This is a genomic window from Paenibacillus sacheonensis, assembly GCF_009909195.1.
Taxonomy (GTDB): Bacteria; Bacillota; Bacilli; order Paenibacillales; family Paenibacillaceae; genus Paenibacillus_Z; species Paenibacillus_Z sacheonensis.
The window spans coordinates 372,945-394,151 of record NZ_JAAAMU010000005.1; the positions used below are offsets into that span (position 1 = coordinate 372,945).

Annotated in this window: 24 protein-coding genes; 6 read left to right on the forward strand and 18 right to left on the reverse strand. The window is 55.3% G+C overall.

The window, feature by feature from the left end:
* Positions 1–10: 10 nt before the first annotated feature.
* On the reverse strand, positions 11–859 hold the full coding sequence (locus GT003_RS12265; protein ID WP_161697943.1) for an alpha/beta fold hydrolase: 849 nt from the start codon (positions 857–859) through the stop codon (positions 11–13).
* 145 nt (positions 860–1,004) lie between these two features.
* Positions 1,005–1,310, reverse strand: coding sequence for a YuiB family protein (locus GT003_RS12270; protein WP_161697945.1), 306 nt, complete (start codon positions 1,308–1,310; stop codon positions 1,005–1,007).
* 197 nt (positions 1,311–1,507) lie between these two features.
* Between GT003_RS12270 and hemQ the strand changes: the two genes are divergently transcribed.
* Positions 1,508–2,257, forward strand: coding sequence for a hydrogen peroxide-dependent heme synthase (gene hemQ / locus GT003_RS12275; RefSeq protein ID WP_161697947.1), 750 nt, complete (start codon positions 1,508–1,510; stop codon positions 2,255–2,257).
* A gap of 94 nt (positions 2,258–2,351) precedes the next feature.
* Here hemQ and GT003_RS12280 read toward each other — a convergent pair whose 3' ends face one another.
* Both GT003_RS12280 and GT003_RS12285 read right to left on the reverse strand, forming a co-directional pair.
* Positions 2,352–2,609 carry a hypothetical protein gene (locus GT003_RS12280; RefSeq protein WP_161697949.1) on the reverse strand — a complete coding sequence of 86 codons (258 nt, stop codon included), beginning with the start codon at positions 2,607–2,609 and terminating at the stop codon, positions 2,352–2,354.
* The gene (locus GT003_RS12285; protein WP_161697951.1) at positions 2,609–3,802 is read right to left on the reverse strand and encodes an NAD(P)/FAD-dependent oxidoreductase; all 1,194 of its coding nucleotides are present in this window, start codon (positions 3,800–3,802) and stop codon (positions 2,609–2,611) included. Before GT003_RS12285 ends, GT003_RS12280 begins: the two co-directional genes overlap by 1 nt.
* Before the next feature lie 337 nt (positions 3,803–4,139).
* On the opposite strand from GT003_RS12285, the gene GT003_RS12290 reads away from it, so the two are divergent.
* On the forward strand, positions 4,140–5,138 hold the full coding sequence (locus GT003_RS12290) for an NAD(P)/FAD-dependent oxidoreductase (RefSeq protein WP_338045986.1): 999 nt from the start codon (positions 4,140–4,142) through the stop codon (positions 5,136–5,138).
* Between the two features lie 389 nt (positions 5,139–5,527).
* Here GT003_RS12290 and sda read toward each other — a convergent pair whose 3' ends face one another.
* Both sda and GT003_RS12300 read right to left on the reverse strand, forming a co-directional pair.
* Positions 5,528–5,671 carry a sporulation histidine kinase inhibitor Sda gene (gene sda, locus GT003_RS12295; RefSeq protein WP_161697955.1) on the reverse strand — a complete coding sequence of 48 codons (144 nt, stop codon included), beginning with the start codon at positions 5,669–5,671 and terminating at the stop codon, positions 5,528–5,530.
* Positions 5,672–5,925: 254 nt separating this feature from the next.
* Complete coding sequence (locus GT003_RS12300) at positions 5,926–6,600, reverse strand: YheC/YheD family protein (protein WP_161697957.1); 675 nt, start codon at positions 6,598–6,600, stop codon at positions 5,926–5,928.
* Positions 6,601–6,879: 279 nt separating this feature from the next.
* Here GT003_RS12300 and GT003_RS12305 point away from each other — a divergent pair, with 279 nt between their 5' ends.
* Entirely contained in the window at positions 6,880–7,824 is a 945-nt protein-coding gene (locus GT003_RS12305; protein WP_161697959.1) for an aldo/keto reductase, read from the forward strand.
* Between the two features lie 98 nt (positions 7,825–7,922).
* Here GT003_RS12305 and erpA read toward each other — a convergent pair whose 3' ends face one another.
* Both erpA and trhA read right to left on the reverse strand, forming a co-directional pair.
* Complete coding sequence (gene erpA / locus GT003_RS12310) at positions 7,923–8,282, reverse strand: iron-sulfur cluster insertion protein ErpA (protein ID WP_161697961.1); 360 nt, start codon at positions 8,280–8,282, stop codon at positions 7,923–7,925.
* A gap of 139 nt (positions 8,283–8,421) precedes the next feature.
* The gene (gene trhA / locus GT003_RS12315) at positions 8,422–9,066 is read right to left on the reverse strand and encodes a PAQR family membrane homeostasis protein TrhA (protein WP_161697963.1); all 645 of its coding nucleotides are present in this window, start codon (positions 9,064–9,066) and stop codon (positions 8,422–8,424) included.
* A gap of 319 nt (positions 9,067–9,385) precedes the next feature.
* On the opposite strand from trhA, the gene mqnE reads away from it, so the two are divergent.
* Together mqnE and GT003_RS12325 are read left to right on the forward strand one after the other, a co-directional pair.
* Positions 9,386–10,489, forward strand: a complete 1,104-nt coding sequence (gene mqnE, locus GT003_RS12320) for an aminofutalosine synthase MqnE (RefSeq protein ID WP_161697965.1) — start codon at positions 9,386–9,388, stop codon at positions 10,487–10,489.
* A 123-nt stretch (positions 10,490–10,612) separates the two neighbouring features.
* On the forward strand, positions 10,613–11,680 hold the full coding sequence (locus GT003_RS12325; protein WP_161697967.1) for an NAD(P)/FAD-dependent oxidoreductase: 1,068 nt from the start codon (positions 10,613–10,615) through the stop codon (positions 11,678–11,680).
* A 120-nt stretch (positions 11,681–11,800) separates the two neighbouring features.
* Here the strand turns inward: GT003_RS12325 and GT003_RS12330 are convergent, their stop codons facing one another.
* Entirely contained in the window at positions 11,801–12,073 is a 273-nt protein-coding gene (locus GT003_RS12330) for a YuzB family protein (RefSeq protein ID WP_161697969.1), read from the reverse strand.
* An 85-nt stretch (positions 12,074–12,158) separates the two neighbouring features.
* On the opposite strand from GT003_RS12330, the gene GT003_RS12335 reads away from it, so the two are divergent.
* Positions 12,159–12,404 (forward strand): NifU family protein, encoded by a 246-nt coding sequence (locus GT003_RS12335; RefSeq protein ID WP_048744982.1) that lies wholly within the window; start codon positions 12,159–12,161, stop codon positions 12,402–12,404.
* A 332-nt stretch (positions 12,405–12,736) separates the two neighbouring features.
* On the opposite strand, the gene GT003_RS12340 is transcribed toward GT003_RS12335, so the two are convergent.
* The 9 genes from GT003_RS12340 to GT003_RS12380 all read right to left on the reverse strand — a co-directional run bounded on the left by GT003_RS12340 (position 12,737) and on the right by GT003_RS12380 (position 21,175).
* Positions 12,737–13,516, reverse strand: a complete 780-nt coding sequence (locus GT003_RS12340; protein ID WP_161698290.1) for an SDR family oxidoreductase — start codon at positions 13,514–13,516, stop codon at positions 12,737–12,739.
* Positions 13,517–13,542: 26 nt separating this feature from the next.
* Positions 13,543–14,247: a Cthe_2314 family HEPN domain-containing protein gene (locus GT003_RS12345; RefSeq protein WP_161697971.1), complete on the reverse strand. Its 705-nt coding sequence runs from the start codon at positions 14,245–14,247 to the stop codon at positions 13,543–13,545.
* A gap of 67 nt (positions 14,248–14,314) precedes the next feature.
* Positions 14,315–15,250 (reverse strand): COX15/CtaA family protein, encoded by a 936-nt coding sequence (locus tag GT003_RS12350; RefSeq protein ID WP_338045985.1) that lies wholly within the window; start codon positions 15,248–15,250, stop codon positions 14,315–14,317.
* Between the two features lie 146 nt (positions 15,251–15,396).
* Positions 15,397–15,741: a thioredoxin family protein gene (locus tag GT003_RS12355; RefSeq protein WP_161697973.1), complete on the reverse strand. Its 345-nt coding sequence runs from the start codon at positions 15,739–15,741 to the stop codon at positions 15,397–15,399.
* Positions 15,742–15,819: 78 nt separating this feature from the next.
* Entirely contained in the window at positions 15,820–17,442 is a 1,623-nt protein-coding gene (locus tag GT003_RS12360) for a copper amine oxidase N-terminal domain-containing protein (RefSeq protein WP_161697975.1), read from the reverse strand.
* A gap of 77 nt (positions 17,443–17,519) precedes the next feature.
* Positions 17,520–19,166: a putative polysaccharide biosynthesis protein gene (locus GT003_RS12365; protein ID WP_161697977.1), complete on the reverse strand. Its 1,647-nt coding sequence runs from the start codon at positions 19,164–19,166 to the stop codon at positions 17,520–17,522.
* 29 nt (positions 19,167–19,195) lie between these two features.
* Positions 19,196–19,918 (reverse strand): ThuA domain-containing protein, encoded by a 723-nt coding sequence (locus GT003_RS12370; protein WP_161697979.1) that lies wholly within the window; start codon positions 19,916–19,918, stop codon positions 19,196–19,198.
* Positions 19,919–19,938: 20 nt separating this feature from the next.
* Complete coding sequence (locus GT003_RS12375; RefSeq protein WP_161697981.1) at positions 19,939–20,415, reverse strand: DUF456 domain-containing protein; 477 nt, start codon at positions 20,413–20,415, stop codon at positions 19,939–19,941.
* Positions 20,416–20,422: 7 nt separating this feature from the next.
* Positions 20,423–21,175, reverse strand: coding sequence for a Cof-type HAD-IIB family hydrolase (locus GT003_RS12380; protein WP_161697983.1), 753 nt, complete (start codon positions 21,173–21,175; stop codon positions 20,423–20,425).
* Positions 21,176–21,207 lie beyond the last annotated feature (32 nt).

Consider the following 21,207-nt stretch of genomic DNA (forward strand, 5'->3'; position numbering starts at 1 on the left):
CCCTCTCCTCTCAGTGAATCAGCCCTCGTTCTCCGGCTTCCTTGACCCCGTGCTCGGCCAGCTCCCGCAGCAGCGCTTCCCGCTCCTCGTGCGTATCGGCAAGCTCCGGATGCTCCTGCTTGGCCATCCACTGGGACATGACGAAAGATGTCGTAATCGGCTCATGCGTCGCCAGCTGCCCCTTCGCGCCGATAATCCCGTACAGCTCGCTCTGAGGCAGGAGACGATGCAGCCTGCCGGCGTACTGGCCGCCAAGCGTATCCTTCGCGCCGTACAGCAGCAGAACCGGCTGCTTGATCTGGCGGACCCGGCGTTCCAACCCGCTCTCCAAGCAAGCGGCCGTGTAGTCGCGCCATCTAGCCGCGTCTCCCAGCCGGGCTTCCGAGCGCAGCGCTTCGAATTCCGACCGCGTGCGCGCTTCGTTCCAAGCCGCTTTGAACGCAATCGGGTCTTTGGGCGCCAAAATGCTCGATATATAGGACGCCTGAAGCCTGGAGCGGCTCCGAATGTCGGTGTACGACGCGCTTCCCGACAGCAGCATGCCGCCGATGAACCGGTCCGGATGCAGCAGCAGCGCCGTCAGCGCCGGGAAAGAACCGGCACCGTAGGCGCAAACGTATGCCTGCTTGACGCCCAGCTCATCCAGCAGCCGCCTCATATCCTCCGCGATCATCGCCAAGCTCAGCCTGCCGCTTCCGCTCTCGCTGGAACCGTGACCGCGAATATCCCAGCGAACGACCTGATGCCCGCCCATCAATTGATCCTCGATGCCGGAAAACAGCCGGCTCGTCAAGCAAGGCGGATGAACGCAAACGACCGTTCCGCCACTACCGCTGCCTGCCGGCTCATGAACGTGCAAAGCTACATCTCCAATATGAAAAAACGGCACAGACCCTCACCTCGGTTCCGCGACCAATCAAGCGGTGCCGGGGGCATGACTGCCTCCGTCATCTGCTGACGCGCGTTTTCCTTAGTATGGCCGTACCGCCAGCCGTTCTTTCATCCTAAAACATTTTATAGCCGCCGCGCCGCAGCAGCCGAATGGTCGCACCGCTGACATAAGCGCCGATAAGTGCGCCGACGCCGGGCAAAATGTCGACGAACGTAAAGGATGTGAAATTACCGCCGAACGTCTTCGTATCGTCCCAGGTCTGCCAGATGAAGACAGGCACGAGTACGATAATGAATAAATAAATCGGAAAAAAGGTCGTTTTGAGCAGCATGTTCAAGATGAACCCGATTCCGAACATCATGACAAAAAATAATACAGTCGCGATAACCAACTGCAAAATAGTAACGTCTGAATTCATGTGGAAACTCTTCCCCTTTCGCTACAAATAGTGTAGTAGATGGCCGATTGGAAGTCAATTTCTGTCGCCATGTTGTCACAAGTCCGCCATTTGCTCTTCTTCGCGCCGTTACGATACAATGTAAGCGACAAGATGAAGCGTGTGACGCCGTCTTTTTATGGCGGTTTGCGCTTCCGAAGAGTAGGGAGAGATGAACTATGAGTGAAGCGGCTCAAACGCTGGAAGGCTGGTATGCGCTGCATGATTTCCGCTCCATCGATTGGATGGCCTGGACAGCGGCAGAGGAAGCAGAACGCCAAATGGCGCTCGACGATCTCCACGCGTTTCTGAAAGAATGGCAGTCCGTTGAAGATAACAAGCAAGGCAGCACGGCGTTCTATTCCATCGTCGGCCAGAAGGCCGACTTCGTGCTGATGCATCTGCGCGAGACGCTGGACGAGCTGAACGCCATCGAGAATGCATTCAACAAATCCACGTTCGCGCAATTCACGATTCCGGCGCATTCTTACGTGAGCATCGTCGAGCTTAGCAACTACATGGCGCAGCCTGGCACCGACCCGATGCAAAATCCGGAGATCCTCGCGCGCTTGAAGCCGATTCTTCCGAAATGGAACCATATCTGCTTCTATCCGATGAACAAACGACGCGAAGGCAACGACAACTGGTACATGCTCTCCATGGACGAGCGCAAGACGATGATGCGCAGCCACGGCATGATCGGCCGCACGTACGCCGGCAAAGTGAAGCAAATCATTACGGGCTCCGTCGGCTTCGACAACTGGGAATGGGGCGTTACGCTCTTCGCCGACGACGCGCTGCAATTCAAGAAACTCGTATATGAGATGCGCTTCGACGAAGTAAGCGCGCGCTTCGGCGATTTCGGCGACTTCTACGTCGGCAACCGTCTGACGGAAGAGAAGCTTGGAGAACTGTTCGGCATCAAATAGCAATATGGCAAGCAGCGGGAATGCAACGCAAAAAAGCGGATGGAACGCCTTCGGGCATCCCATCCGCTTTTATTTCGTTTCGTACCGCTTGCCGTTAGTCCTCGTCGTCCTCGTCTTCGAGCAGGCGCTTCGCTTCCAGGTACGCTTCCGTTTGACGGTCGCGTTCCCTGCCCTTTTCCTTTAGCCGCTCGATCGCGGGCAGGATGAGAATGTCGACTTCCTTCTGAACGATATAGGCCAGATCATACCGATTCTGCGACTCCAGGAACGAACCGACCTCCATCAGCGCATTGTAACGGTCCAGTTCCTCGCGCAGCAGCAGCCCGCGGACTTGCACGCTGCAGTGGCGCATTACAGGAATTTACCTTTACGAACCACGAGCGTAATGCCACCGATCGTGTAGAGGTAGCGAATATCGATTGCTTTCTTCAGCCAAGCTGCCACTCTACCTTTGTATTTCTTGCCGAATGCCAGTCCGACGGCTTCGCCTTTGCCCAAGGATGCCACCGTGCCTTTGTTCTTGAACTCGAATTTCTTCTGCGGCTGGTTGCGAATGGACGCGACCAGGTTATGCGCGCAAACGACGCCTTGCTGCATCGCGATTTGGGCGGTTGGCGGATAGGGACGGCCTTCCGGATTGAACATAAGGGAATTGTCGCCCACCACATAAATGTTCTCTTGGCCCGGCACGCGAAGGAATTCATCTACCTTCACGCGTCCGCGCATCGTTTCGATGCCGGCTTCTTCGATCAGACGGTTGCCGCGCACGCCGGCCGCCCAGATGACCGTGGCCGAGCGGATTTCTTCGTTGTCGCCTACGACGACGCCGTCTGCCGTGCATTCTTTGATGGCCGTTCCGATGCGGAACGTTACCCCCTTCTTCGTCAGCACCGCCATGGCATATTCGACGAGTTCCGGATCGAAGCCCGGGAGAGCCGAAGGAGCGGCTTCGACATTATATATTTTGACGAGTGACGGATCCACGTCGTTCTGTTTGCAAAGCTCGGGAATCCGGTCGGCAAGCTCGCCTACGAATTCAATGCCGGTGAAGCCTGCGCCGCCGACCACGAAGGTCAGGTAATCCGTGCGGTGCGGCTCGCGCTTGTAGCGCGCGAATTGATATTCGATGTGCTCGCGGATCAAGCGGACCGAGTTGATGCTGCGGATGTTCATCGCATGTTCAAGCATACCTGGGATTCCGAACGTCTCCGGCTCCCCGCCAAGACCGATGACGAGGTAGTCATAGGAAAGCGTGCCATCCTCGAGGATGACCTTCTTGTCCTGCGTCCGGATTTGCACGACCGTCGATTTGACGAAGTCAATTTTAAATTCATCGATCAGCTTCGAAATGCTCACGCGCGCATTTTCCGTCTTGTCCGTACCTGCGGCAGGCATATGCAGATGAGTCGTGAAATAGTGATAGTCGTGCTTATTGACGAGCGTGACGTCGGCTTCATTATAGTTTAGTTCTTTCTGTAGCCGAAGCGCTGTCAGGATACCGCCGTAACCGGCACCCAAGATAACAATTTTCGGTATGTTGCTCATCCAGAATCCCATCCATTCGTTAAGTCTTTTCTTTCTAGGAATGTGAAAAATTACACAAACACGGAAAAACAGGCAATAATCTAACAATTCTTGCCTGTAGTGTGTGGTTCTCACTGTTCATTTATTTATGAGAAAAGCCAGTCGCCTTTCGACAAACCCATTACTAATACCACACATGATACAAATTTTTTCTGAAAACTTCAAGGGTAAAATATACGAAAATCTTTAGAATAACATCCAATTTTCTTATTTCAAAGCGGCTTGTCGACCCTATATAATGAACAGAAAGAGCGGCTTCTTTTCATTCCCGATTTCCAATTTTTTGGAGGTGTCAACCGTGTCAAGTTCTCCTGCTTCCCCTCAGGTCGATATCGCGATTATCGGAGGCGGTCCTGCCGGCATGTTCGCCGCATTTTACGGCGGCATGCGCCAGGCTTCCGTTAAGATTATTGAAAGTATGCCCCAGTTAGGCGGTCAGCTCGCGGCGCTTTACCCCGAGAAGCATATTTACGACGTAGCCGGCTTCCCGAAGATAACCGCCGGCGAGCTTGTCGAGCAGTTAAAGAAGCAGATGGATCTGTTCAAGCCGGAGATCCATTTGGAAGAGAAGGTGCTGGAAGTCGTGAAGCGGGACGAGCGCGACTTCGCCATCCTCACGGACAAAACGACGCATTACGCCAAATCGGTCATCATTACCGCCGGGGTCGGCGCATTCGAACCGCGCCGGCTGGAGCTGGGCGAGGCGTCCCGATTCGAACAGCGAAACTTGCATTACTTCATCAGCGACCTGAGTCAGTTCCGCGGAAGGCATGTCATCGTGACCGGCGGGGGCGATTCGGCGGTGGACTGGGCGCTTATGCTGGAGCCGATTGCAGCCAGCGTGACGCTCGTCCACCGCCGCGATAAATTCAGGGCGCATGAGCACAGCGTGGAGAATCTGGTCAAGTCGACCGTTAGCGTGCTGACTCCTTATGAGCTTGCCGCCCTGAAAGGCACGGACCGTATCGAAGGCATCACGCTCCAGCACGTCAAGACTTCCGAGATCAAGGAGCTTGACACGGATGCCGTCATCGTTAACTTCGGCTTCGTCTCGTCGCTCGGCCCGATCGCCGAATGGGGACTTGAAATCGACGGCGGCAGCATCATCGTCGATTCCCGTATGGAATCCAGCATCCCCGGCATATTCGCGGCAGGGGATATTACGACCTATCCCGGCAAACTAAAGCTCATCGCCGTCGGTTTCGGCGAAGCGCCTACCGCAATCAACAACGCCAAGGTATACGTCGATCCGACCGCCAAGCTTTCGCCGGGACACAGCAGTAACATGAAGCTGTAGGCCTCCGACACGCCAGGTATCCGCGAAGTAATTCCAATAAAAAAGGGTAACCTACCTATAGCCGACGTCCGCGATCATTACGCGCACAGCTAAGGAGGTTACCCTTTTCATATGCTATGTCCTATTTGCAACGGCTTGGAACAGTTGCATGTTCAATGTCCTACCTGCGCGGTGCAAACCGATGATTTAGGGCGGGCAGTCGATTTTACGGGTCCTTATGCCCCTTATCAGCCGGATGATGTCATGGAAGAGATTGCAGTGACGATGTCTTCTTCCGGGATCGGGTTGTCGGCTCAAAGGTGCGGTCATGTCGTATATTGTCGTCAATGCGATGCAGCCTATCAAGCCTTTGTCCAAAAATGGCCTTGAACCTTGCGGAGCGTGAAGTGTTAGGCAGTGTTGCGGTAGGCGTCTGGACTGATCTGCCTGCGTAGAAGTTCGACTTCCAGCATTTCGATAAATTCGGGCTCCAAGTTATATTTGTTCGCGGCAATATACGCATCGAGCAGCAATTCATCCGACAGTTGTTCCATATCCACTGCCCCCCTTCCTCTTACTTCCCGTTCATCTTAGCATGTCCCCAGAGGATAGAACAAGCGTTCCGACTATCCACATCCTACTGTGGACAGCTTGTGTGCAGGATGTGAATAAAGGTCGAATAAACAGGAAATACCGATGGGAATTTGTGGATACTTTTATGCACAGGCTGATGATGAACCATTTCGATAAAAAACTTTAATGAGCCTCTATAAGTCTATCAATCGAATATATTAAATTAGGTTAACAATTACTGCGGTCTCGTATTCACTTCGAAAATCCATATTTTCCCGCTCGTATCGATGCCGTAGTCGAAACCAAGCGTTCCCATCCCCGGGAACCGGCTTTCCAGCACTTCCGTCGACAACTGCGTAAGCGTTCGCATTTCCCGCTTCTTCGGTCCGACGGACGCGCTCGAGAACGAACGGCGGATGCCTTCGGAACCGCTGAGCAGCGTGCCTCCGCGGCATATATTCGTCACGAATAGTCCAGGTTTGGCCAAGCGGCCGACAATGGCGGTAATGTTCCAATGTCCCTCGGGCTGCTTGACGTATTTCACGCGGTAATCGATCGGCCTGCCTGCGATCGTCGCTAAGCGAATGCCTTTTTGAATCAAATATCTGCGGTTGCCTCGTTTGGCGTTCAGCGACTTATAGAGCCCCTCGAAGCTATGAAAGCTGTTCGTCTTGGAGTAATACGTGTAGCGATAGCTGCCGCCTTCCCGCGTTACCTTGATGACTCCGTGTCCTCCCGCCCCTTTCACCGGCTTAACGACGACCATGCTGTGCTGATTCAGCATGCTGCTCAAGTTATCGCGCGTGAACATCCGAGTCGGCGGGATATGCGGCGCAATCTGCGCATGAGACAACAGCGCCTCCGTCTTTGCCCACTTGCTAGCCAGCTGCCTTCCCGATTCATTCCCCATGTCGTGGTCCTCCCCTTGGTGACGTGCTATAGGACAGCATATGCCTCGTAATCAACTATCTCTTGGATGATTGATATGGTTAACTCGCCTGATTTAATAGGCTGATAGAGGTTGGCGTTTATTCCTAAGACAATGGACAAGGAAGAAGCATTGCTATTAAGCGGCGAAGCGAGCATGATTCGACAACCGCGGCTTCCATTATACAATTCCTTACGTTTCTTTCCGCGTTGACGTCTACTATAATGGAATTAACGCATAGGAAGGGTGGATGATGAACGCATGCAATATCGCAAACTCGGCAAGAACGGCCCTATTATCTCCGTAATCGGTTTCGGATCTTGGGCAATCGGAGGGGCCGGCTGGGCCAGCGCTTGGGGAAGTCAAGACGACGATCAGTCCATCGAGAGCATTCGCGCCGCGCTCGATGCAGGCGTTACGTTCTATGACACCGCTGCCGTTTATGGCCTCGGCCACTCCGAGGAGGTGCTTGGCCAAGCGCTTCGCGGCGACCGGGACCGCGTCATTATCGCGACGAAATGCGGCCTCGTCTGGGATGAGTCGGGCAGCGTCACGAGAAGCGGAGCATACGATTCCGTCATTCGCGAAGCAGAAGCTTCGCTGAAGCGGCTCGGAACGGATGTCATCGACTTGTATCAGGTACACTGGCCGGACAGCGAAGTGCCGGCCGAAGAAACGATGCGCGCAATGGACAAGCTCGTTCAGGACGGCAAGGTGAGATACGTCGGCGTCAGCAATTACAACGCCGAGCAGCTTCGGCAATCTCTGACCGTGCGTCATGTCGACTCTCTTCAGCCCCCGTATTCCATTCTGCGCCCGGCAGCCGAACAGGAACTGCTTCCTTTCTGCCAAGCGAATGGAATCGGCGTCGTCGCTTACAGCCCGTTGACGTCCGGCCTGCTCTCCGGCAACTACACGTACGAGACGACCTTCGGCGAGGACGATTGGCGCTCGCGCAACAAAGCGCATATCGGCGAAGGCCTGCGCGGCAACGTGGATAAAGCGGAGAAGTTGAAGCAGGTCGCGGCGCGCTTCGATATTACGCTGCCGCAGCTTGCCATCGCTTACGATTTGGCGCATCCCGCACTGACGAGCGCCATCGTCGGCGTCCGCAAGCCGAGCCACATTCTTGGCGTGCTCCCCGCGGTTGACATCAAGCTCGACGAAGCGACGCTGGCGGAGATTCGCGCGATTGCGGCGCAGTAGCTTGTACGGCATACAGATACGGCAAAAAGGAAGGCCCCCGCTCGCGGGGGCCTTCCTTTTTGGGTTTTACCATGAACCGTTCGCTTGCGAACGATCGTTTAGCAAGGCTCTGCCGCAGGATTCCCTGCTTCCGTTGCCGTACGGAACGACGATCCGCATCCGCAAGTAGCCGTCGCGTTCGGGTTCGTGATGGTGAAGCCCCCGCCCATGGCGGATTCCTTGAAGTCGATTTGAAGACCGTTCAAATATTTGATGCTGTCCGCGTCCACGACAACCTTCAACCCGTCCATCTCCAAAGCTTTGTCGGAATCGGCAAGCTCGTCGTCGAATCCCATATTGTAGGAGAAACCGCTGCAGCCGCCTTCCTTCACGCCGACGCGCAGAAACAATTCCGGCGCATCCTCGGCTGCCAGCATTTCTTTGATTTTCTCGTTCGCCGTCTCGCTGATATTAATCATGGTTTATCCTCCTTCGCTCATCTCATGCGACTTACTTACGTTTCTATAGTATAAGTATACTGCACATCCGGCCGCGACTCAATAAGCGTACAGCCTTGTTTAGCGCGTTTTTGCGGGAACAGCTTCGCCTTTGCTCCCATTATCTCGGCAGCACATAAAGCATGATCGCGAAGAAATGCAGCACGGAACCGCCAAGAACGAACAAATGCCAGACCGCGTGGTGGTGCTTGAAGCTCCGCCATACGTAAAATACCGTTCCCGCCGTATATAACAACCCGCCGGCGACGAGCAGATGCAGACCGCCTTCAGCCAGGTTCGCCTTCAGAGGTCCCCAGACGAATACGATCATCCACCCCATTAGAATATAGACGATCGTCGACGTGAACAAGAAGCGCGACGCATAGAAGATTTTGAATACGACGCCGCAGAGCGCAAGCCCCCACACGATGCCAAGTAGCGTCCAGCCGACCGCGCCCTGTACCATATGCAGAACGATCGGAGTATAAGTGCCGGCAATGAATAAATAGATGCAGGCATGATCCATGATTTCGAAGACTTTTTTTGCCCGGCCTTCCGGAAAACTGTGCACGAGCGTAGACGATACGTACAGCAGAAGCATCATGGTGCCATAGATCGTGAAGCTGACGACATGTTCGGCATTCCCCTTCAGCGCGGCGAATACGATGAGCAGCACCAGCGCAGCCACGCTCAGCACCGCGCCGATTCCGTGCGTAATCGCGTTTAACGTTTCTTCTTTGCGGGTATAGGTGTATGTGTTTGCCATGTTGTCCCTCATTTCCAATGTCGAACGACATTGCTTCTCTTTCCTATATTGTACTTCAATTGCTCGCTTGTTCAAAATCCCCGCCTGAATGAAAATCTGGTTCTTCCAGCACTTTGGTGGCTTGGTATGAGTTAATAGTTGCCGCCCGCGTCGCCCGAGGTTTATAATAGGGAAAAGTTGATCAACTGGTTTTTTAGGGAAAGAATAAGTAATTTTTTTCACAAAGTAATCATTTGTACGCTGCATGTCATTATTTCTCTTCATTATTACAAACACCGGACCTGCAAGCGCGTGCCCGGCGGACTAGGAGGAAGCCGTCATGAATGTTGCAATACCGTCAGAAGTAAAACAAATGCAAGCCATCGTGGAGAAGGTTCGTTCCGGCGAACGTCTCACGCAAGAAGACGGAGAGTTCCTGTATAAATCCGACGATCTGCTGACGATCGGACAGATGGCCAACGAGGTGAACCTGAAGAAGAACGGACGCAAGGTCTATTTCATTGAAAATATGAGCTTGTATTTCACAAACGTCTGCGAAGCGCATTGCGCGTTTTGCAACTTCCGCAAGGACGAAGGCCAAGAAGGCGCGTATACGCTGAGCGGACCCGAGATGATCGCCTATGTGGAACAGCATATTCACCCGGACGTTCGCGAGTTCCATATCGTCGGCGGCCATAATCCGCACGTACCGTTCCAATATTACGTGGATTCGCTGAAAGCCTTGAGCGACCGCTTCCCCGAAGTCGCGTTGAAAGCCTACACGGCGGCGGAAATCGACTTCTTCTCCCGCATCAGCGGATTAAGCTACAAGGAAGTGCTGCAAGAATTGATTGCCGTAGGGCTGCAAAGCTTGACCGGCGGCGGCGCCGAAATCTTGTCGGACGAGTACCGCAAAAAAATGCGCGTCGACAAAGCCGACGTCTCGCAGTACCTGGAGGTTCATCGCACGGCGCATAATCTCGGCCTTCGCACGCATACGACGATGCTCTACGGCTCCGTCGAGAAGAAAGAAGACCGCATCCACCACATGCTTCAAATCCGCGAGCTGCAGGACGAGACGAACGGCTTCCAGGTTTTCATTCCCCTCTCCATGCAGCCGATCAGTCCGAAGGCGAGCATTCGCCGACGCAATTCGGCTTTCGACGATTTGAAGGCCATTGCCATCAGCCGCTTGATGCTGGATAACATTCAGCACATCAAAGCTTATTTCATCAACATCGGCACGCAGCTGACGCAAGTCGCGTTGACGATGGGCGCTTCCGACGTACACGGTACCATGGTCAAAGAACGCATCAGCCATGCAGCCGGCGCGCTGACGCCCGAAGGCATTACGCGCGAAGACCTGATTTGGCTTATCAAAGGCGCAGGACGCATTCCGGTCGAACGCGATACGTTCTACAATGAGGTTAAGGTTTTCGAATAAACAGCGATTCCCATGACCTTCGCGAGGAGATGTTCTCATTGCGAGGGTCTGTCGTGCGCATACTACAACACAAAACCATTCAGAACAGCACTCATACATGCTACAAAGAAAGTTGGGATTGGAATGAAACGATTCGTTATTCTTGGCGGTGGCTACGGAGGACTAACGGTTGCTCATGCACTGCTTGAAGGCGAGCTGCCGGACGATACGGTTGTCGTTCTTATCGACCGCATGCCTTACCAAGGCCTAAAAACGGAATATTACTCGCTGGTTGCCGGTACGTCGCCCGAAATCGACCTGCGGGTCGCATTCCCGTCCGATCCGCGCCTGATCGTGACTTACGGAGAAGTGACGGACGTCAATTTGGACGAGAAGCATATCGTCATGGCCGGACAAGAACCGCTGTCGTACGATTGGCTCGTCGTTGCTCTGGGCTGCACGGATAAGTACCACGGCATCGACGGGGCGGAATTATACTCCAACAGCATTCAGACGATGTCTGCTTCGCGCAAAACCTATATGGCCTTGAACGACGTGAAGCCTTACGGCCAAGTGTCGATCGTCGGCGGCGGTTTAAGCGGCGTGGAAGTGGCCGCGGAGCTTCGCGAGAGCCGTCCGGACCTGAACATTCGTATTATCGACCGCGGTCCGAGCATCCTGTCTGCATTCCCCGGCAAACTGCAGCAATACGTATCGTCGTGGTTTATCGAGCATGAGGTGGAGATGCGAGGCCATGTATCGCTGCATAAACTGGAGGAAGGCGTTCTGCATGACGCGAATAACTCGAGTCCGATCTTGTCCGATGTGACCGTTTGGACGGCAGGCATCCAGCCCGTGGCGATCGTGCAGCGCATGAACCTGCCGAAGGACAATCAAGGCCGTCTGATCATTAACGAATATCATCAGCTGCCCGACTACAACGAAGTCTTCATCGTCGGCGACTGCGCTTCCGTGCCCTTCTCGCCAAGCGCGCAGGCAGCGGAAGGACAAGGCAAGCAGGTTGCGGAAGTCATGCAGGCGATCTGGAGCGGCAAGACGCCGAAGCTCGGCAAGATCAAGCTCAAGGGCACGCTGGGCTCGCTGGGCAAGAAGGACGGCTTCGGACTAATGGGCCGCGCGACGATGATGGGCCGCGTGCCGCGCCTCGTGAAAAGCGGCGTCCTCTGGATGTCCAAACATCATATGGGTTAATCGAGGTAACGTCTGTACGTATAACTTTATTTGAATAGCTTCGGCTCCGCTCGTCTATTCTCAAGCTCGGCTTCGGTTCCGGACGGTAATCGTCATCCATGCACATGCTGCATGCGGGTGTTACATATCGTCAATGATCCGGTCGAGCGCTTCGCGGAGCGCTTGCTGCTCTTCGATCTCATCCATAAGCTTCGTTTCCAATTCTTCAATGGTTTCGGCGGCGACGATTTGGCCGTCGACCATGCCGAACGGCACGAGATAACATTCGCCGCAATTGCCCAGGCAGCCATATTCAATGACTTCATAATCCGGATTCGCTTCTAATTTCTTCATGAGCTTATCCGTGCCGTGATGCATATTGCTGGCACAAAATTCAATAATCGGTTTTAACATGATGGCTCACCTTGCCTCTTGTTCTGATATCCATTTTCAATTGCCTTGCTTTGTACTATAATAGGGGAGAAAGGAGTGGATTGCAATGAGTGAAAACGCACAAAGCACCATGTATGACGAAGTACTGGACGTTCTCGATAAGCTTCGCCCGTTCTTGCAGCGCGACGGCGGCGATGTTGAACTCGTTGATGTAGAGGATGGCATCGTTAAGCTCCGTTTGATGGGAGCTTGCGGCAGCTGCCCAAGTTCGACGATCACGCTTAAAGCAGGTATCGAACGCGCACTGCTCGAGGAAGTCGAAGGCGTACAAGAGGTTATGCAAGTTTTCTAAAACTTGTTTCCTGTTGTCCCATTATTTACATGAAAGCGTCTTGCCAACGGCAAGACGCTTTTTGTTTTATTTTGGTGTTTAGCGTTTTAGTTATTTCAAGCCTGTAATGTTAGTTAAGAGTGACCGAAGGTCGCAATGAAGCCGGAAGCACATGATGCTTACGAAGTAGGCGAATGCTGCATTCCCTGTCGTCCGACAGTGAACGCAAACCAATCGCCTCAAGCGTTCGCCTTTGTAATCTGTTTTCCACATCTACTCACTTCGATAATCAGGAAAAAAGAATTACAACAGCGATTGAAGGCTTATTTCGACTGAAGGTCATGGTTTCTAGTTTACGGCTTTATCGACGTTTTGATGGGATCGAACCCGCCCGTCACATCCACGATATTGCCGGTCATATAATCGGACTGGGGCAAACAGAGGAAGGAGATCACGCGCGCGATATCCTCCCCGCTGCCCGGCCGGCCGCGAGGCGACTCCTCGTCCCGCTCTTCCGCTACTTCGGCGATCGTACGCTCCTTGTTCATCCCCCGGATGTCTCCGGGACAGACCATATGTACCGTGATGCCGTTGGCGGCCTCCTCGACGGCCAGCGTCTTCGTGAACGATACAAGTCCCGTCTTCGCGGCGGCATACACCGCCCTGTGCGGCCAAGCGCGGCCTTCCCCGGCATGGCCGAACCCGAAATGGATGATGCGTCCCCATTGCTGGCTCCGCATCCCCGGTAGCATATGATGATCGAGCAGCATAACGCCGAGCAGGTTGCCGTTCACCAGCCCCGTAATATCGGCTGCGTCGTACTCCGTAAACAACCGGCGCTCGCGAATGAACGGTCCCGCGTTATTGACGAGAACGTCGATGCTGCCGGTCCGCGACCAAGATAGCGCTTTCGAAGCCAGAAGGGCGACATCCTCCGCCGCGGAGATATCCGCGCGGATCGCGGTTGCCCTGACCGTATGGCGCTGCGCGATCTCTCCCGCCAGCTGCAGCGCCTCCTGCTCGCTGGTCACGTAATTCAGCACGATATCGCAGCCCATGGCGGCCAGGGCGAGCGCGGTCATTTTGCCTAAGCCTTTGGCACTTCCTGTAATTAGGGCCGTTCTTCCTTGCAGCTCCATGGCATCCTCCTAGGTCAGCTTCAATGCTCGAACTGGCTGTAGGCATGATGAAAGGTCAGCTTCAGCGTATCCAGCACGAAGTCCATCATTTGTGCAAGGTCCTGCGTCTGCTGCGATAGATCCTCCAGGCGATGCGGCTCGAAATAAGCTTCGTGGTTCTGCTTCAGGTCATCCTGCATCTCGGAGTTCATATAATGAATCTCCGTATTGCGCCGCTTGCGCAGGCGGTTCATCGCCTGCATGCCCTCTTCCTTGAGTCTATGCAGCTCAGCGGTTAATTCAGGATAGGCATTTCGGTCCAACATTCGGCGCAGGACGGTAAAATACGAATAATGCGGCTTGACCCGCTCCGTTTCGAGTCGAAGCGAATCGTTCATCAGCGTTCCGAGCTTATCCAACAGGGAGAACAAGCGGATAAATGCATTCTTATCGAAATAAACGTAGCGGCGGTAGTTCATGACTTCCACGTCGGATAAGCCCTCGACGGTTTCGGACTTCACCATGGAAGCGAATTTGGCGGCGGCATAGACGCTCTGCTCCAGCTCATCCAGCGCTGCAATCAGCCCGAGCGTGTAGATCTCAAATTTGCGCAGCAGATGGTCATTGTCGAGACCGCGCTCGATGCGGCCGGACATTAGAGCGGCAAACCGCTCCATCGCTTGGGTTGCCTCTAGCAGCTTGCCCTCGTCCTTGCGCGGGGGCTCGCCAAACAGCATGCGGAGCATCGTCATTCCTCCATACTCGAACAGGTTGCATTACCCGGAAGCCATGCTCTTGAGCCGCGGGGAAGGCCTATGCCTGCGGCCGGCCTTCGCGCCATTTCCAGGCTCGAATCATAAAATCGCATAGAATGCCGAACAGAGCGGATACGATCATATTGTGCAAGATGCTCGTAAAGATGAACCAATCGTCATTGCGCATCGTCGCCGTGAGCAGCGCGCCGCTGAGTACTTGACAGCAGATGAGCACGAACGTAGCCGTCATTTCCTTGCGCAATCCCGGGTGACCTTGGCTCACGCGGTTGAAGTACAAGGTCAACAGACCGACCAGGACGAACAGAACGGCGGCGGCTACGCGGTGCATAAACACATAGAGCGTCGCGCCATGCAGATCCGGAACGAACTCGCCGTTGCAGAGCGGCCAGCCCTCGCAGCCGCCGCCCGAATCCGTATGCCGGACGTATGCCCCCAAGTAGACGACGCAATAGCTATAGACGAGGATAAATAACGAAAACCAAAATACCGGCCGCGGAATGGCCGTAAGCGGCTTGTCCGCCTCCGTTCCGCGTTTCTTGCGGTACGTCCATATGACGAGCAGAAGCGTAAACATAAAGGCCAAGATGGAGATTCCGAAATGCAGCGCCAGCACGGGCGGCGTTGTCGGCCAGATGACGGCAGCGGCACCGAGCAGCGCCTGAAGCAGCGTGAAGAGGCCTGCTCCCGATGCGTAGACGATCGGTTCTTTCTCCTTGCGGTATAAGACCAGCGTGGCAATAAAGCTCGCAAGAACCAGCATGCCCACCCCGCCGCTGATTAAACGATGGGAATATTCGATTAACGACTCGACGGTGTACGCCGGAATGAATTTACCGTTGCATAGCGGCCAATCCGTCCCGCAGCCGCGGCCGGAATCCGTATTCGTAACCAATGCGCCCGCAATCAGCACGAGGAACATACCGATGCAGGTCAGGATCGCAAGCGCACGATAGCGTTTCGCGTTCAATGTCATCACCTTACTTCCGAAAGAATCACCTCCCATTATAACGAACAAATTCGACAAATACCATGTTCAAACTGTGAACGCGGGCGTAACGCGGAAAGCCCGCCAAAACGGCTGTTATGCCGCTTGGCGGGCGTCGCTGAAGGGTCGTTCGGCTAGGATTGAAGGGCTTCCGCCACTTCAAGCGCGCGATCCAGAAACTGCTCGATTTCTTCCCGCGATTTGCGGAGTTTGTTGACGAACCGTACAAGCTCGCCGCCGTTCTTGAAGGCAACGAAGCTCGGAATGCCCAAGATGTTCAGCTCGCTGCAGAGATCCGGCAGCTCGTCGCGGTCGATCTGGAAGAATCGGATTTTGCCGCCGTACGCCGCTTCCACATCCGGCATGAACGGGTCGATGTAATGGCAATCCGGGCACCAGGTTGTCTTGAAGACCACCACCGTCACGCCATCTCCTTGCACGGCACTGCGGAATGCTTCATCTGTCTTAATCATTTCCATGCGAATCTCTCCTCCTGTAACGGGTTGTATGGGCGTAGCACGGCCCGTTGCGGGACGATAGGGATCGAAAGCCTCTGCTTACGGCTCACGAACAAGGATCAGCGTCTTGGAGTCGTAATCCTGCTCCCAGCTCACCTGTGCGCCAATCGCATTCGCGAAATCGCGGGCCGGTACGTAGGTCATGTCATTCACGACGGTCAGCGGGAACCGCCATGCTACAGTCTTGCCATTAATGATCGCATTGACGCCGCCCTTTTTCAAGCGCATGTCGGTATTCGTGGCGCCGTCCAGCACGCGGATCCCGCCGCCGCGCTCTTCCAGGACCTGCGCGCCAACAGCCTCGGCAGCGTAGCGAAGCGGAACGAGAGCGATCCCGCCAGGCGTCACGATCGGCTGATAAGGACCGTACTCCGTGTTCAGCATGACCGTTTGTTTGCTGATGTGTGCCTGTTCGCGCAGCAGATGATAGATATCGGAGCCGCTGTCGAACTGACGAAGCACTTCGTAGCCTTCCATGGCCCCCAGCTTCTCCGCGTCCAATGCCGGCGTTCCCGCCGACGGCGCTTCCGGCTGAACGTCGCCGTTCACGTTCCAACGCTCCGTCGTGATCTTCATCCAGAGGCCTTTGAACGGCGACACCGTCATATAGGAATCTTCGTAACCGAAGTCTTCGTCCGAATCGGCATCCTCGTTTTCCTCGATCGCCGCCGGCACCTCGTCATTAATGGTAACCCCGGCTTCGATGACCGCCTTGCGGATATCCAGCTTGCCGTCGAGGAACAGGTCGCCTTTCACGTAAACGCCGTCATTGAACAAGCGGTCCCTGCCTTCCGGATCTTCTTGTTCGGACTTTGCGATATTCGCCTGCGCCTCCGTCAGCGCGTCAATCATTTGATCGACCGCGTCATCGATCGCGGCTGCCGATTTGTCTTCCTCCGGCAGCGAACCGAAGAGACTGTCCGCAGGCGATTCTTCGAGCAGAGCCGACTGGCTTTGGACCGCTTCCAGCAAGCCGGTCAGCATCGCCTCCAAGCCATCCTTGTCCGCGATGAGCGCAGTCAGGTACGATTTGAACCAATCCAGGATCTCCGTGCCCTTCAGCTCGGCATGGACGTTCATCCCGGTGAGGGTGCTCCCGTTCACGCTTTCTTGTCCGGGCAGCACGCTTAGGTGGACCGGATTCGGCATGTTGTCCACGGCATAGCCGCTGAACGCATCGATGACCTGCTTCTGCGCTTGCGCGAGCGTCTCGTTCTCGGGCTGGCCGGCCGCTGCGGCCGACTCATCCGTCAATTGAATCCGAATCGGCTGGCGGGCGCCTGCCAATACCAGCTCGGCCGTTTCATTGTTCGTCTTCACTTCGAACGGGATATGTAATTCGCCAAGCGACAGGCTCCCCTTCGCGGACATGCCCTTTGCCTCGCTCGACTTCACTTCGTCGAGCTGCAGCTTGACGTCCGACAGCAAGTCCAGCATTTCCTCCGTCTCCGCGGAGCTTGCCTCATCCGAGACGTCCTCGTCATTCGGCAGCAGCTTGATCTCGATCGTCGTGGAGCCTTCGAAGGAGCTTGTGCCGAGCGATTGTTTCAGCATGGCATTGAAATCCACGCCGTTCAGCGCTTGACATCCGGCAGCTATCAGCAATGCGAGCGATACGGCCAGTAAGCCTAACGCTTTCTTTCCCCTAATCCATGATTTCATCAACGAAAAAAACCCCTCTCCTAGGTAAAAAGACCACGGTCAATTCTACCATATAGAGGGGGATATGGAAATGATTTTTAATGATTGGAATTGGCGCCGCGCCGCGCCGTTATGCGCATCAGCGGGTTCAGCAGCCGGCGGAGAGCGCCTGGGAATTGCTGCACGTCATCTCTCGTAATCACCTTGAGCAGGATCAACAATGCGACGTAAAGCCCAAGCGAAACGATGCCCGCGGCGATGCAAGCGATGGCATACGTCAATTTGTCCGGGCCTCCGATATACGTACGGCACGCATAATCGATCAGCCATCCGGCGCCGGAAGCGACCGCGATCGTAATCCCGTACCCAACCCAGCGAGTACCGAGAATGTTCAGATTGATTTCCTTCCGGATACTCCGGAAGTTGAGCGCAGCAATCGTTAAGAAGCAGATCGTGGACGATAAGATAATGCCATACACGCCGAGAAGCGGCGCTAGAATCAAGCTCGTAACTACTTTGACGGCGATGCCGATCAGCGCATGGCGCATCGGAAGCGTCGGTTTGTTCATGCTGGTCAGCACCGTGTTGCTCGTCATCATCGTAATCTGGAAGATCGTCCCTGCCGTCAGTGCCGCGACAGCGCCGCTGCCTCCGATGTTGGAGAAGAGCAAGCCGGTAATGGATACGGCAGCCACCGTCATAATCAACGAAGCCGGAACGCCGGTGAAGACGACGATTCGCATGACGAGGGATGCTTGACGTTCGACTTCCTTCATATTACGGACCTTGTACGCGGCCGAAATAATCGGGATCATCGATTGGCTGAGCGCGATCGCGAGGATCGGCGGAATGCCGGCAAGCGCCTGCGCTTTTACCCCCAGCCAGTCAAGCATCTGGTCGGCGTCGGCGCTGACATAATAACCGTGCGTCAGCTTCATGAAGAACGACGTATCGAAGAAATAAATGAATTGCACCGTCATCGACGTGATGACGATCGGGACCGAAATCTTGAACAGTTCTTTATAGATGGCTTGGAACGACAACGCTGAGCGACGGGTCATCGTCGAAGCATGACCAGCTTTGGCCGCGTCCTTCACATCCTGGCGCTTCAGCTTGCGGGCATACGACAGCATGATCGCGAAAGCGCCCACGCTGCCGAACACGCTCCCGAACGTGGCTGCGGCCGCAATCCAATCTTGACCCCAGTCCTGCGCGAATGCCAGGTAACCGAGTCCGACGGCCGTGATGACGCGGAGAATCTGCTCCACGATCTGGGAGACGCCCCCTGCCGTCATGTACTGCCGGCCTTGGAAGTAGCCGCGCATCATCGCGATGATCGGGAAAAACAGCAGCGCCGGCGCGATCGCGCGCACGGCGAGAGCCGCTCCCGGCTTCTCCGCGATATGCGTCGCGTAGTACGGGGCGAAGATAAGCAGCAAAACGGTGATGAGCACGCCGGTTATGGCGCCGAACAACAGCGCCGCCTTGTAGATTCGCCGCGCTTCGTCAGGGCGGCCGAGCGCATAGCGCTCGGACACCATCTTGCTGATCGCGCTCGGAATGCCGCCCGTAGCGACGATAAGAAGCATTAAGTAAATGTTATTCGCAACGGTAAAATATCCGCCGCCATGACTGTCCGTCATATAATCAAGCGGGATGCGCTGGAAAATCCCGAGGAACCGGGCCACCAGCGCCGCCGCTGCCAAAATGATCGTGCCTTTGATTAACGAGTCCTTTGTAACCATGAGCTGCTTATAGTCTCCTACTCTGAACCTTATTTCGCCTTGATTTCCTCAAGCGGCTGATGGTTGCCGCGGACCGGCTTCGCCGCGCCCGACGGGGCTGCCCAGCGGATCCCGTTGCGGATAACCTGCAGCACGGTTGGATTATAATAAGTCGGGTAGGTCTCATGCCCGGGACGGAAGTAGAATACCTTGCCTTGGCCGCGGGACCAGGTGCAGCCCGTGCGGAACACCTCTCCGCCTTCGAACCAGCTGACGAACACGAGCTCGTCCGGCGCGGGAATGTCGAAATGCTCGCCGTACATCTCTTCGCGCTCGAGCACGAACTGCTCCGGAATGCCTGCCGCGATCGGATGCGCCGGATTAACGGTCCAGATGCGTTCCTTCTCGTTGGCCTCGCGCCATTTCAGGTCGCAGCCCGTTCCCATCAGCTTCTTGAAAATTTTGGAGAAGTGGCCGGAATGAAGAACGATCAGTCCCATGCCCTCCATGACGCGGGCATGCACGCGCTCGACGATGGCGTCTTCCACTTTGTCATGTCCCATATGGCCCCACCAGATCAGTACGTCGGTGTTCGCCAGCACCTCGGCTGTCAGGCCATGGTCCGGCTGATCCAAGGTCGCGGTCGCGACTTGGAATCCCTCCGTGCCGATGCCCGCCTTCAACGCCTCATGAATGCCGTCCGGGTAGACGTCCCTTACTTCATCATGCAGCTTCTCGTGTAAAAACTCGTTCCATACGGTTACGTTGACCATTCCCCGTCAGCCTCCTCGAATTAAAGCCATAGAAAGAAAATCAGAATCATTGCGCCCTGCAAAATGAATTTGACGACCGTGCTGGTAAACAACCCGACGACGGCGCCGAGCCCCGCTTTCAGCGACCTCTCGAAGCCCGCCCCCGTGAACAGCTCGCCGATGACGGCGCCGAGGAGCGGACCCAGTATCAGACCGAACGCCGGGATGACGAACGGTCCGACCAGAATGCCGATGGTACTGCCGATAACCGACGCGCGGGAACCCCCGTATTTCTTTACGCCCCAGGCGCTGACGGCATAGTCGGCGATGAACAGCACGATGACGATGAGCGTTTGAATGGTCCAAAACCAAAAGCCGAACGGCGAGAACGAGATAAAGAACCCGTAGACGAAGAAGGCAGCGTAAATCGCCAGCGCCCCCGGCAGGATCGGAAAGATCGCGCCGGCCATACCGACGATGAACAATGCGATGACGATAATCCAGCCTGCGATTTCCATCCCCGTATCACCCTTTCAGAATATGGTTTTGAATCAAGTAGGCGACGGCATCCTCCTCGTTCGACACGCCCACGACATCGGCAGCCGCTTTCACTTCGTCCTGGGCATTGCCCATCGCGACGCCAAGCCCTGCCTCCCGGATCATCGCGATATCGTTCAAGCTGTCGCCCATCGCGGCGACTTCCGACATCTCGATGCCAAGAACGCTGCACAGCTCGCGAAGAGCCGACGCCTTGGACACGCCTTCGGGATTCATCTCCAGGTTGGAAGACGAGGAGTTCGTAATCTCGAGCCCGCCCCACGAGGAGGTTTCCTTCAGAATCGCTTCCAGCATAGGCTTGTCCTCCGTGTAGTAGCCAAACTTCAGCCAATGCTGCGCGCTTAGATCGCCAGCGATTTTGCTCCAGTTCTCTTTGTTGTAAACGCCCATCGTCGTATAGGCCCAATACCAGCATTCCGGATAGCGAAGCGCCACCTCATGCAGCCGCTCCACTACCGAGACGGACATGAGCGTCCGTTGGTGCAGCACCTGTGGCCGCGTCCAAATCTCGCCGCCGTTGACGGTGATCATCGGCGTCTCGAGTCCCAGCTGCTCCGCATACGGCAGGGCGCTATCATAGCCGCGGCCCGTCGCGAAGCTGACGATAATGCCGGCATCCAGCGCCTTGCGAATCCATTTCGCGTTCTCCTTGCTCACTTCCTGCCGGTCGTTGAGCAGCGTTCCGTCCATGTCCAATGCAACTAGCTTAATCGATCCCATGATGGCCTCCTTGCCCAAGCTGCGCCTGCAGG